Below are 11359 nucleotides of genomic sequence, written 5' to 3' on the forward strand. Positions count from 1 at the left end.
GCAAACGCCGTCGCGGCGAGGTTGGGGAGGTGCGAGGCCGTGCGGTGCGGTGTCGTGCGGAGGGAGGGACTCAAAGGGGCAGTCGCGAGGGCGAAGCCTGACGACGCAAGCACCGCAGACCGCGAACGAAGTGAGCGGTCGAGGAGCGCAGCGAGTCACGCGAGTCCTCGCGACTGGGGCTTTGGAGGTGTTCACCGTCGATCCGTAGTCGACCACGTATGACCGAGCGACTGGGGCTTTGGAGGTGTTCACCGTCGATCCGTAGTCGACCACGTATGACCGAGCGACTGGGGCTTTGGAGGTGTTCCCCACAGAGCCGTCGATAACTTATAAACAGCCGACAGCGACATCTCTCAATCATTTATAAACAATCACTTAATTAACCTGACACACGTACTCCCGCTGTCGATCGAAAAGCGGGCTTCAGCCAATCCCCGTTTCGCGCGGTGCGAAGTCTGAAAAGGCGAGCCTCGACGGAGCCGGTTTATCGGTTTTCCCGCTTCGCACTCCGTCGCTCGCCGAGCGTCAGTCGCTCGCGGGCTCCACGCCGCTCGCGGGCTCCACGCCGCTCACCTCGAAGCGGGCGCCCCCCAGCTCGGGGTCGTCCGTGACGCGCACGTCCCAGTCGTGGGCGGTCGCCACCTGCTCGACGATCCGGAGCCCGAACCCGCTCCCCCCCTCCGAGGTCGAGTACCCGGCGTCGAACACGTCAGTGCGGTCGTCGGGGTCGATTCCGGGCCCGTCGTCCGCGACGAAGAACCCGTCGCCGCCGTCCAGCGAGCCGACGGCGACGGCCACGTCGTCGCCGCCGTGCTCGACCGCGTTGCGCATGAGGTTCTCGATCAGCTGTTGCAGCCGGCTCTCGTCGGCGCACAGCGTCAGGTCCGTCTCGACGGCGAGCGTCGCGTCCGCGGTGTCGACGTTCATCCAGCAGGAGCTCGCGACGGACGCGAGACCGACGGGTTCCGTGTCGCTCACGCGCTCCCCCTGGCGGGCGAGGGTGAGTAGGTCGGTGATCAGGCCGTCCATCCGGTCGTGCGCGCTCGCGGCGGCGTCGAGATGCGGCGAGTCACACCCGTCTCGCGCCAGCTCCACCCGGCCCTGCGCCACGTTGAGCGGGTTGCGGAGGTCGTGGGAGACAACGCTGGCGAACTCGGCCAGCCGGTCGTTCTGTCGCTCCAGCTCGGCGCTCCGCTGGTGGAGCCGCTCGGTCCGGGCCTCCAGCTGGAACGCCGTCTCCGCCGCGGTCGCGAGGATGCGCGCGAGGAACTCGTCCGTGCCGTCGAACACGCCCGGCTCGGTCTCGCCGATCGAGACCGTCCCGTACTCGCCGGCCGGGAGGACCATCAGGCTCCGGAGTCCCGTCCCCTTGTCGACGGCGTCGAACTCCTCGATGTCGTCGTACACCCGGACCTCCCCGGCCTCGTACGCCTGCCAATTGAGGCTCCCGCCGTCGGGCGTGAACACCTCCCGTTCGGGGAAGGTCACTTCCACGGCCTCCGAGACGGCGACGGGGACCAGCCCGCCGGCGTCCTCGTCGTAGACCCGGACCGTGGTCACCGAGAAGCCGAGCACCTCGGCCGCGGCCTCGACGACGCGCTCGGCGATCTCCTCGCGGGAGTCCGCCCGGATCAGGCTTCGGGTCGCGTCGTGGAGCCGTTCGAGGCTGGTCTCGCGGGCGACGCGGTCGAGGGCCGCCTCCAGGTGATTGGCCAGGATCTCGGCGATGAGCACATCGGTGTCGGTGAACGCGTCGGCCGTCGACGCGGAGATGACGAACAGCCCGTGGTCGCCGATCGGATGGAGCACGACGCTCTCCGCCGGCGTCTCCTCGTCGAGCCGGTCCGACGCCGAGACCTCACCGATGGCGATCGCTTCGTCGCCCCGATGCGCCTCCCACGCCAGAGCCGCCCGCGACCCCGGCGGCGCGTCCCGGTCGTACGACAGCTGCTCGTCGAAGAACGTCGAGACGGACTCGGCGATCGCAACCGGTTCGAGCGCGTCCCCCGCGTCGTTCAGGAGGTGGATTCCGCTCAGCTCCGCGCCGATGATCGAGTCGGCGGCGTCGACCGCCAACTCCGCCGTCTCCTCGACGGTGCGGGCGTAGTTGAGGTCTCGCGTCCGCTCGCGGAGCCGCGCCAGCTTCTCCTCGCGCGCCTTCCGGTCGGAGATGTCCCGCGTGTTGACCACGTATCCCCCGATCCAGTCGTCGTCGAGCCGGTCGCTGCCGACCGACTCCACCCACAGGTAGTCGCCGTCGGCGCGCTGTATCCGGTACTCGACGGTCGGGTTGGCCGTCTCGCCGGCGACCAGCGCGCGGAACGCCTCGAGAACGCGCTCGCGGTCCTCGGGGTGGACGCGCTCGAACGCCACCTCGCCGAGCAGCTCCGCCGGCTCGACGTCGAGTATCGACTCGACGGCCGGGCTCACGTACTGGAAGCTGCCGTCCGCGTCGAGCGCGGCGACGGCGTCGTTGGAGCGCTCGACGAACGCGCGGTGTCGCTCGCGCTCCGTCACGTCCCGGACGATCCCGACGAAACGGCGCTCGCCGTCCTCCTCGAACTCGCCGAACGAGATCGACAGCGGCACCTCGTGGCCGTCGCGGTGCCGACCGGGGAGCTCGACGGCCGACCAGTCCGTCGTCGGGTCGCCGCTCGCGAGGTACCGGTCGACCGCCTCGCGGCGATCTTCCGCTTTCCGGTCCGGCAGCAGCGTCGACAGGGGCTCGCCCTCCAGTTCGTCCGGCGTGTAGCCGAAGAGGCGCTCGACCGCCGGGTTCGCGAACTGTATCGTGCCCTCGGCGTCGACGGTGACGATCGCGTCCATCGAGTTGTCGGTGATCGCCCGCAGTTGTCGCCGGGTCCGCTCGGCCTCGCGCTCGGCGCGGCGCTTCATCACGGCGTCGACGATGCGGTTCGCGAGGATCTCGTACTGCTCGGTGCCGCCGCCCTTTTGAAGGTAGTCCGTCACGCCGGCGGAGACCGCCTCGCTGGCGACCGTCTCGGACCCCTTGCCGGTGTACAGGATGAATGGGAGGTCGGGGTCGCGCTCGCGGACGCGCTCCAGGAACTCGATCCCGTTCGGTCCGGGCATGTCGTGATCGGAGACGACGCAGTCGATCCCGCCGTCGTCGAGCCGCTCCAGCGCCGCCGTCGCGTTCGGGGCGGTCTCGACCTCGATCCGCTCGTCCTCGTGTTCGAGGAACGACCCCGTCACCTCCGCCAAGTCGGCGTCGTCGTCGGCGTGGAGGACGCGGATCCGGTCGGTCATTGGCCCCGACTACAGGTGACGCCCGTATAACGATTTGGGCGGAGAGCGGAAACGCCGGCTGCGTTCGAACCGTCGAGTAAGGGGACGTTACTCGCCGTCAGCGGGCCGGAACGCGACCAGCGGCTCCCCGTCCGTCGCTCGCTTCTCCACGCCGGCCTCGACCGAGAGGCCGACGGCGACCGCGTCGCCCTCGGGGTCGACGCCGCGCAGGACGCCCGTCGCTCGGACCGGGCCGAGGTCGACGACCGCGGTGACGTATGGGACGTCGTCGGCGAACCGCGGCGACGGGACGTGGACGACGCTGAACGTCTCGACCCGGCCGGTCTCGGCGAGCGGCTCCCGCGAGAGCGACGTCGACCCGCACTCCGGGCAGAGCCGCCGGGGCGGGAGCGACCCGTGCCCGTCGGGACAGACGAGCGCGTACCCCTCGCCCGCCGCGAGCGCGTCGAGCCACTCGGCGTAGTCAGCGTCGGTGATCGGGGTCGGCGCGGTCTCCGTGCGGTCCGCGTCGGCGCCGTCACTCATTCGGCCACCTCCAGCACGTGGACGACCGCGCTGGCGACGGTGCCGCCCGCGTTGTGCGCGACGCCGACCTCGGCGTCGGGGACGTGCTCGCTGTTCGGGTGGTCGCCCCGCAACAGCCGGGTCAGCTCGGCGATCTGCGAGCCGCCGGTCGCGCCGACCGGGTGGCCCTTGGCCTTCAGGCCGCCGGAGAGGTTCACCGGGAGGTCGCCGTCGGCGGTCGTGACCCCCTCGCGGGCGGCGCCGATCCCCTCGCCGGCCTCGAACAGGCCGAGCGACTCCGTGGCGAGCACCTCGGCGATGGTGAAGCAGTCGTGGACCTCCGCGACGTCGACGTCGTCCGGCCCGACGCCGGTGGTCGCGTAGGCCGCCTCGGCGGCGTCGTCGGCGGCGGGCGTGCGAGCGAGGTGCTCGCGGTCGGCGAGCGCCATCCGGTCAGTTCCCTGGCCGGTCCCCGTCACCGCGACGGGGGCGTCCACGTCGTGCTCGGCGGCGTACTCCGCGGAGACGATCACCAGCGCGCTCGCGCCGTCGGTGATCGGGCAGGCGTCGTAGAGGTGGAGCGGCTCGGCGACCGGCGGCGCGTCCATCGCCTCGTCGACGGACACCTCCCGGCGGTACTGGGCGTACTCGTTCGGGAGCGCGTTCGCGTGGTTCTTCGACGCGATATGCGCCAGGTCCCGCCGCTCCCCGCCGTACGCGTCGAAGTAGGCGGTCGCCATCAGCGCGTACGCGCCGGGGAAGGTGACGCCGGATCGGACCTCGAAGAGGTCGTCCGCGGCCATCGCGAGCCCCTCCGTCACCTCGTCGGTCGGCAGGTTCGTCATGCGCTCCATCCCGCCCGCGAGGGCGACGTCGGCGTCGCCCGCGGCGACGGTCCGGACCGCCTCGCGGACCGCGACGCCCGCGGAGGCGCACGCCGACTCGTAGCGGGTCGCCGGGCAGCGCACGCCGGCCGCTTCGGCCATCAACGGGGCTTGGTGGCCCTGGTGCTCGGCGAGCGCGCCCATGTAGTTTCCGTAGTTTAGCTCCTCGACGTCCCCTCGCGGGACGCCGGCGTCCGCGAACGCGCGCTCCGCGGCCGTCGCGAAGAGGTCCCGTCCCGCGCGGTCCGCGTGGCTCCCGAATCGCGTGAGGCCGACTCCGGCGACGCGTACGTCGGTCATGCACGAACGATGATCGGGGTCCGGTTTATCATTGCCGGAAGGGGTGGCCCTCGCGGAAGACGCACCGACCGCCGCCGGATCGACTACCCGATGTATCGCAGGTCGTCGTCCGGCACCGCGGGGCCGTCCTGCATCTCGCGGATCTTGCCGACGACCTCCTCCATCTCCTCGGCGCGGTCCTCCAGGCTCTCGTAGTCGACGGCGAAGTCGAGGACCTCCTCCAGCACCTCCAGCACCGCCCGGGCGCTCTTGGGGTCGACGAGGTAGCCGCTCGTCTCGCCCATGAGGCAGGCGGCGTCGAAGCCGCGGCGCTCGCCGAGCCCGAGCACGAGCCCGGAGACGCCGACGATGCCGCCGGCCGGCTCATCGGGGCGGAACTCGACGGCGGCGTCCGCGAGCTCCTCGACGAGGTCGCCGTCGGAGACCGCGCCGAGAACGGTGTACTTCTCGACGAGCTCGCCGGTCGGGACGCCGCCGAGCGCGTACGCCCGCGTCGCGCCGAACTCCTCGGCGACGTCGAGGAACGTCGTCGTCAGCGTGTAGTGGCCCTTGTTCGAGCCGGCCTGGTGGTCGCCGGTCAACACGAGCAGGTCGGCGCCGTCGGTCTCGACGGCGTGGAACTCGGCGCAGGTCAGCTCCGCGACCCCGTCGCCGTCGACGTCGACCTGCGGCGGGAACTCAGTGGTGTACACGCGGCGGACCAACTCCCCGTCGAACTCCTCTAAGAGGTGTTCCGCCGCTAGCTTCCCCACGTGACCGACGCCCGGCAGTCCCTCGATGAGCACCGGGTCGTCGAGCTCCGGCGCGGCGACCTCGTCGATCTCGATGTCGTCCATACCGGATCCGTCGGAGCGGCGGTCACAAGAGGGTGGCTATTCCGGCGCCGAGGGGAGGGGGCGCCGGCGTGTCCGACGAGCTACTCGGAGTCCCGACGCCGCCGCGCCCGCCGCCGGTACTCGCCGTAGGGGTCCTCGGGGCTGAAGGGGGCCGGCGCGCTGTTGGCCGTCGGGCCGTCGCAGTCGGGACAGCTGTCGCCGAGCGTGTACACCGGCCGGTCGTGAGCGGTCTCCCAGTTCGCGCAGACGCGGATGTCGGATTTCACGGGTGGAGAAGGGTCCGGTCGTCGACGAGGCTACTCGTCGTCCTCGCGGCGCTCGCGGTGGAACTCGCCGGCGCCGCCGGCGCCCTCGATCGACGTCCGGGCGCGGGCCGCGGCGGCCTCCAGCTGGTCCTCGGCCGTCTTGTAGTCGGGCGCGCGGACCTTGATCCGGTACTCGGGCGAGCCGACGTAGCCGACCTCGAGGTCGACGCCGTCGGGGACCTCGCCGTTGCCCTCGGCCGCTTCGAGGGCCGCCTTCACGTCGTCGACGCCGTCGGAGCCCATCGACTCGAGGTCGACGTAGCCGGTCACGTCGACGTACGGGACCGAGACGTTGTCGCGGGCGGCCTCAACGACGGCGTCGAGGGCGTCCTCGTCGACGTCGACGTCCTCGAGCGCCTCCTCGCCGCTTATCGCCGCGGCCTCGAAGGCGTCGTACAGGGAATCGTACTCGACGAGGAGTGCGTTGGCGACCTCGGTGTAGCGGTCGTCGTCGACGTCCTCGCCCAGCGCGATCAGCATCCAGTTGTCGGCCTTCTGCGAGTTCTTCCAGTCTTGGATCTTGTCTTTCCGCTGGTGCTCGTTGACGTCTTTGATCGAGAGATCGATCTGGTTCGCGGACTCGTCGACGTCCAGCACCTTCGCGACGACCGTCTGTCCCTCGCGGACGTGGTCGCGGACGTTCTTGATCCAGCCGGAAGCGACCTCGCTGATATGGCAGAGGCCGCGCTTCTCCTCGTACTCGTCGAGGTCGACGAAGACGCCGAAGTCGGCGATCTCGTCGACGTCGCCGACCACTAACTCGCCGGGTTCGGGCCAGCCGCTGTACTTCATACGGGGTTAGAGGCGGTTACCGCGCCTCAACGGTCTCGACGATCTCGCCGTGAAGCTCGGCCTCCCCGCCGGTCGGGGTCGCGAGCGTCGTGCCGCAGACGGCGCACGACACCACGGAGGAGGCCTTGCCGAAGACGACCTGTTCGTTCTCGCAGTCGCCGCAGGCGACGCGGTGGAAGTCTCCTGCCATGCTTACTCCTGGAAGGTGAGCCGCCCTGCGCGCCATCCCTCGCGCATGTGGGCCTGGCCGCAGTCGCCGCAGCGGTACTTCAGGTGGGTCTTCTTTGTCGGCTTGTCGCCACCGGGCACCTTCGAGTACCCGCCGGCGTTGCCGATCGTCGCGAGCGCGCGGCGCCGCTGACGCGCGTCCCGCTTCATTCCGGTCGCCCGACCCGATCGAACCTTCTCCACCTCGTGCTCCTGGTGGGAGTCACAGTGCGGACAGTACGTGTTGAAACGACGTGGCATCTCCATGGATATCGACCTTGAGTCGCGGTTCGTCGCCGACGCTTAAAACGGGTTTGGTCTGTCCCCCGGCCGGGGTGCGGAGCGGCCGCGACGCCGCCGCGCGCCGTTCGGTCACTCCTCCCACTCCGCGACGGCCCGCACCGGCGACCCGTCGCCCTCCCGCAGGCGGAGCGGGAACGCGTACAGCCGGAACCGCGCCGGCAACCCGTCGAGCCCGCGGAGGTTCTCGACGATCGGGAGACCGCTATTTAAAAGGACGTCGTGGACGGGAGTGCCCTCGGGTTCGTCGCTCCCGGCCGCGGCACCGGCCCCTTCCCCGGCGGGCGTCGGGTCAGGCCCGAACGCGTCGAGCCCGACGCCGACGGCCCGATCGCGGCACCACTCCGCGGCCGCCTCGGTCAGAGAGGGGTGATCGCGGTACCGCTCGGTCCCCCAGTGGCCCGCCCACCCCGTCCGGAAGACGAGGAGGTCGACCGGACCCGTCTCCCCTCCGACCGCCTCCGAGAGCGCCTCGGGCGCGATCGCCTCCCGCGGTTCGAGTGGCCGGAGGTCGACGAGACGGGCGTCGAACGCGAACCGGCCCGGGTCGACCTCGTCGATCGTCGTCCCGTCCGAGAGGGTGTGGCGCGGGGCGTCGACGTGAGTCCCGGCGTGGCTCCCGGTCCGGAGTTCGCTCGTTGCGTAGCCGTCGGCCTCGTGGGTCGCGTCGGCCGCGAGCGTCACCGCCGGGTCGCCGGGGTAGGTCGGCATCCCCGTCTCGATCGGTCGCGAGAGGTCGCGGAACACGGGCGGCGATGGGGCGTGCCGACGCTTAAAAACGGCGGGCGAGGAGGCTCCGCGCCCGTCGACGGGCCGCCGTCCTCAGTGCTCGACGAACTCCACGAGCACCCCGCCCGTCGACCGCGGGTGGAGGAACGCGACCTCGTGGCCCCACGCGCCCGGTCGGGGCGCCTCGTCGACGAGGTCGACTCCCGAGTCTCGGGCGCGGTCCAGCGCCGCGGGGAGGTCGTCGGTCGCGAGCGCGACGTGGTGGATCCCCGGTCCCTCCCGGTCGAGGTAGTCGGCGATCGCGCCCCCGTCGTCCGGCTCTAAGAGTTCGAAGTAGCCGCCGTCGTCGAGCTCGAGGAAGACGACGCCCATCCCGTCGAACGTCTCCTCGTGAGCGACCGGCGCGTCGAGCAGGCCGTCGAACAGGTCGGCGAGGTCGGCGGCGTCGCGCGTCGCGACGCCGACGTGGTCGAATCGCATACGCCCCGGATCGAGTGCCGTCGACTTATAAGGACCGAGCGAGAGATCGGTTCCCCTTACCTCCCCCGCCGGGATCCAAAGATTTGGGTACCGTCCGGGAGTAGCGTCAGGCGACTCTACCAGTGAGCGACTCAGAGAACGACACGTCGAACGAGCAGATGTCGTCGCGGAGCGTCCTCGACTCGCTGCTCGAGACCGGGCTCCACGAGATGCAGCGGGAGCGCTCCGGGCTGCTGCTCTCGGGGGTGTCAGCCGGGCTCGACATCGGGTTCGGCCCGCTGATGATGGCGGTGGTACTGACGCTCTCGCCGGGGACCTTCGGCGATCTCACGACCGAGCTGCTGTTGGCGGCCGTCTACTCCATCGGGTTCATGTTCGTGATCTTGGGCCGCTCGGAGCTGTTCACCGAGCACACGACGCTGGCCGTGATCCCGGTGCTCGACGGGCAGGCGTCGTTCCGAGACCTGGGCCGGCTCTGGGGGCTCGTGTACGTCGGAAACATCGTCGGCGGGCTGTGTTTCACCCTGCTCGTGACTCTGCTGATGCCGGAGCTCGGCGTCGTCGACCCCCAGTCGTTCGAGACGATCGCCCTGAAGCTCGTCGACCACGACCTCCCGTGGCTGTTCATCGGCGGCGTCTTCGCCGGGTGGCTGATGGGGCTGTTGGCGTGGCTCGTGACGGCGGCCCAGGACACCACGGCCCGGCTCCTCCTCGTGTTGATCGTCACCGGGACGATCGGCCTCCTCCACCTCCCGCACTCGATCGCGGGCAACGTCGAGGTCCTCTTCGGGCTGTTGGTCTCGGACGCCATCACGCTGACCGACTACGCCGCGTTCCTCGTGTTGGCGACGGTCGGCAACGCCGTCGGCGGCGGGGTGTTCGTCGCGCTGCTGAAGTACGGCCACGTCGTCCGCGGGGCGAACTGACCGCGCGTCGGAACCGGGCCTCCCGCCGACCTATCGTCCCGGCTGGTACTCCCCGAACTCGTCGCGGAACACGTCCGATATCTCCTGGACCGTCGCGTACGCCTTCACGGCGTCGACGACGTGGGGCATCACGTTCTCGGTCCCCCGCGCGGCCTCGCGGATCGACGCGAGCGCGTCCTCGACCGCGTCGCCGTCGCGGTCCGCTTTCACCTCCTGAAGGCGTTCGCGCTGGTTCTGCTCCTGTTCGGGGTCGACCTCCTCGAGGTCCATCTCCGGCTCCTCGTCGACCTCGAACTCGTTGACGCCGACGATGATCCGCTCGCCCTCCTCGATCTCGCGCTGGCGCTCGAAGGCGACGTCCTGTATCTGCCGCTGGACCCACTGGCTCTCGACCGCCTCCAGCATCCCGCCGCGGCGGTCGACCTCCTCTAAGATCTCGAACGCCTCCTCCTCGATGCCGTCGGTGAGGCTCTCGACGTAGTACGAGCCTGCGAGCGGGTCGATCGTGTCGGCCGCGCCCGACTCGTGCGCGAGGATCTGCTGGGTCCGGAGCGCGGTGCGGACCGACTTCTCGGTGGGGAGCGCGAGGGCCTCGTCTTTCCCGTTGGTGTGGAGGCTCTGGGTGCCGCCGAGGACGGCCGCGAGCGCCTGGTAAGAGACCCGGACGACGTTGTTCTCGATCTGCTGGGCGGTGAGCGTCGAGCCGCCGGTCTGGGTGTGGAACTTCAGCTGTTTCGACTTGGGGTTCTCGGCGCCGAACCGCTCCTCCATGATCTGCGCCCACATCCGGCGGGCGGCGCGGAACTTCGCGGCCTCCTCGAAGATGTTGTTGTGGGCGTTAAAGAAGAAGGAGAGCTGCGGCGCGAACTCGTCGACGTCGAGCCCGGCGTCGATCGCGGCCTGCACGTACTCGATCCCGTCGCCGAGCGTGAACGCGACCTCCTGGGCCGCCGTCGAGCCGGCCTCGCGGATGTGGTACCCCGAGATGGAGATGGTGTTGAAGCTGGGGACCTCGCCGGCGCAGAAGTCGAAGACGTCCGTGATCAGCCGCATCGAATCCTTCGGCGGGTAGATGTAGAGGTTCCGCGCGATGTACTCTTTCATGATATCGTTCTGGATCGTCCCGCGGAGCTCCTCGCGCGGGACGCCCTGCTCGTCGCCCATGGCGACGTACATCGCGAGGAGGACCGCGGCGGGCGCGTTGATCGTCATCGACGTCGACACCTCGTCTAAGGGGATCCCGTCGAAGACGGTCTCGAAGTCGTCGAGGGTGTCGATGGCGACGCCCGACCGGCCGACCTCGCCCTCGGCCATCGCGGCGTCGGAGTCGTACCCCATCTGCGTCGGGAGGTCGAACGCCATCGAGAGCCCGGAGGAGCCCTCGTCGATGAGGTAGTTGAAGCGCTCGTTGGTCTCCGCGGCGGTGCCCATCCCGGCGTACTGGCGCATCGTCCAGAGCCGGCCGCGGTGCATCGTCGAGTAGACCCCGCGCGTGTACGGCTCCTCGGCCGGGTTCCCCACGTCCTCGCGGTAGTCGTGGTCGGCGATGTCGGCCGGCGTGTACAGCGGGTCGACCTCCTGGCCGCCCGTGTCGGTGGTGAACGCCTCCTTGCGCTCCCCGAACCGGTCGACTGTCTCGCCGTAGGTCCCCGCCTCCCACGACTCCTTGGCCTCCCGGATCGCGGCCAGTTCCTCGGGATCGTACATTATCGAACTAGTCGTCCGAGCGCGACTTAACCCTTTTCGGGAACAGCGTGGCGGTGTTCAGATAAGGATTGAAAGGTGAGGCGGTGCGTTTTCAAAGTGTCTATGCCCGAAAACGACCG

At 70.0% G+C, this 11359-nt stretch carries 13 protein-coding genes; 2 read left to right on the forward strand and 11 right to left on the reverse strand.

Annotated features, from left to right (window positions below; translation table 11 throughout):
- Nucleotides 1–222, forward strand: a 222-nt coding sequence (locus N5096_RS05625) for a hypothetical protein (RefSeq protein WP_267663345.1), incomplete at its 5' end; no start/stop codon positions are given.
- A 303-nt stretch (nt 223–525) separates the two neighbouring features.
- On the opposite strand, the gene N5096_RS05630 is transcribed toward N5096_RS05625, so the two are convergent.
- The 10 genes from N5096_RS05630 to mce form a co-directional block, all read right to left on the reverse strand.
- On the reverse strand, nt 526–3270 hold the full coding sequence (locus tag N5096_RS05630) for a hybrid sensor histidine kinase/response regulator (protein WP_267663346.1): 2745 nt from the start codon (nt 3268–3270) through the stop codon (nt 526–528).
- 87 nt (nt 3271–3357) lie between these two features.
- The gene (locus tag N5096_RS05635; RefSeq protein ID WP_267663347.1) at nt 3358–3795 is read right to left on the reverse strand and encodes a Zn-ribbon domain-containing OB-fold protein; all 438 of its coding nucleotides are present in this window, start codon (nt 3793–3795) and stop codon (nt 3358–3360) included.
- Nucleotides 3792–4958: a thiolase C-terminal domain-containing protein gene (locus N5096_RS05640; protein WP_267663348.1), complete on the reverse strand. Its 1167-nt coding sequence runs from the start codon at nt 4956–4958 to the stop codon at nt 3792–3794. Before N5096_RS05640 ends, N5096_RS05635 begins: the two co-directional genes overlap by 4 nt.
- An 83-nt stretch (nt 4959–5041) precedes the next feature.
- Nucleotides 5042–5794: a proteasome assembly chaperone family protein gene (locus N5096_RS05645; RefSeq protein ID WP_267663349.1), complete on the reverse strand. Its 753-nt coding sequence runs from the start codon at nt 5792–5794 to the stop codon at nt 5042–5044.
- Between the two features lie 80 nt (nt 5795–5874).
- Nucleotides 5875–6060 (reverse strand): RNA-protein complex protein Nop10, encoded by a 186-nt coding sequence (locus N5096_RS05650; protein ID WP_267663350.1) that lies wholly within the window; start codon nt 6058–6060, stop codon nt 5875–5877.
- 30 nt (nt 6061–6090) lie between these two features.
- Nucleotides 6091–6891 carry a translation initiation factor IF-2 subunit alpha gene (locus N5096_RS05655; RefSeq protein ID WP_267663351.1) on the reverse strand — a complete coding sequence of 267 codons (801 nt, stop codon included), beginning with the start codon at nt 6889–6891 and terminating at the stop codon, nt 6091–6093.
- Nucleotides 6892–6907: 16 nt separating this feature from the next.
- Nucleotides 6908–7081 (reverse strand): 30S ribosomal protein S27e, encoded by a 174-nt coding sequence (locus tag N5096_RS05660; protein ID WP_267663352.1) that lies wholly within the window; start codon nt 7079–7081, stop codon nt 6908–6910.
- Between the two features lie 2 nt (nt 7082–7083).
- Entirely contained in the window at nt 7084–7365 is a 282-nt protein-coding gene (locus tag N5096_RS05665; RefSeq protein ID WP_267663353.1) for a 50S ribosomal protein L44e, read from the reverse strand.
- A 105-nt stretch (nt 7366–7470) separates the two neighbouring features.
- On the reverse strand, nt 7471–8145 hold the full coding sequence (locus tag N5096_RS05670) for a cyclase family protein (protein ID WP_267663354.1): 675 nt from the start codon (nt 8143–8145) through the stop codon (nt 7471–7473).
- Nucleotides 8146–8220: 75 nt separating this feature from the next.
- Nucleotides 8221–8607 carry a methylmalonyl-CoA epimerase gene (gene mce / locus N5096_RS05675; RefSeq protein WP_267663355.1) on the reverse strand — a complete coding sequence of 129 codons (387 nt, stop codon included), beginning with the start codon at nt 8605–8607 and terminating at the stop codon, nt 8221–8223.
- A 122-nt stretch (nt 8608–8729) separates the two neighbouring features.
- Here mce and N5096_RS05680 point away from each other — a divergent pair, with 122 nt between their 5' ends.
- Nucleotides 8730–9533 (forward strand): formate/nitrite transporter family protein, encoded by an 804-nt coding sequence (locus N5096_RS05680; protein ID WP_267663356.1) that lies wholly within the window; start codon nt 8730–8732, stop codon nt 9531–9533.
- Nucleotides 9534–9563: 30 nt separating this feature from the next.
- On the opposite strand, the gene N5096_RS05685 is transcribed toward N5096_RS05680, so the two are convergent.
- Nucleotides 9564–11240, reverse strand: a complete 1677-nt coding sequence (locus N5096_RS05685) for an acyl-CoA mutase large subunit family protein (protein ID WP_267663357.1) — start codon at nt 11238–11240, stop codon at nt 9564–9566.
- Nucleotides 11241–11359 lie beyond the last annotated feature (119 nt).

Source organism: Halorubrum yunnanense (assembly GCF_026586675.1).
Taxonomy (GTDB): domain Archaea; phylum Halobacteriota; class Halobacteria; order Halobacteriales; family Haloferacaceae; genus Halorubrum; species Halorubrum yunnanense.

Excerpts from the sequence above, each read along its gene's own strand:
- mce (WP_267663355.1), bottom strand. The coding sequence starts at position 8,607 with ATGCGATTCGACCACGTCGGCGTCGCGACGCGCGACGCCGCCGACCTC.
- N5096_RS05630 (WP_267663346.1), bottom strand. The coding sequence starts at position 3,270 with ATGACCGACCGGATCCGCGTCCTCCACGCCGACGACGACGCCGACTTG.
- N5096_RS05665 (WP_267663353.1), bottom strand. The coding sequence starts at position 7,365 with ATGGAGATGCCACGTCGTTTCAACACGTACTGTCCGCACTGTGACTCC.
- N5096_RS05640 (WP_267663348.1), bottom strand. The coding sequence starts at position 4,958 with ATGACCGACGTACGCGTCGCCGGAGTCGGCCTCACGCGATTCGGGAGC.
- N5096_RS05685 (WP_267663357.1), bottom strand. The coding sequence starts at position 11,240 with ATGTACGATCCCGAGGAACTGGCCGCGATCCGGGAGGCCAAGGAGTCG.
- N5096_RS05635 (WP_267663347.1), bottom strand. The coding sequence starts at position 3,795 with ATGAGTGACGGCGCCGACGCGGACCGCACGGAGACCGCGCCGACCCCG.
- N5096_RS05645 (WP_267663349.1), bottom strand. The coding sequence starts at position 5,794 with ATGGACGACATCGAGATCGACGAGGTCGCCGCGCCGGAGCTCGACGAC.
- N5096_RS05660 (WP_267663352.1), bottom strand. The coding sequence starts at position 7,081 with ATGGCAGGAGACTTCCACCGCGTCGCCTGCGGCGACTGCGAGAACGAA.
- N5096_RS05655 (WP_267663351.1), bottom strand. The coding sequence starts at position 6,891 with ATGAAGTACAGCGGCTGGCCCGAACCCGGCGAGTTAGTGGTCGGCGAC.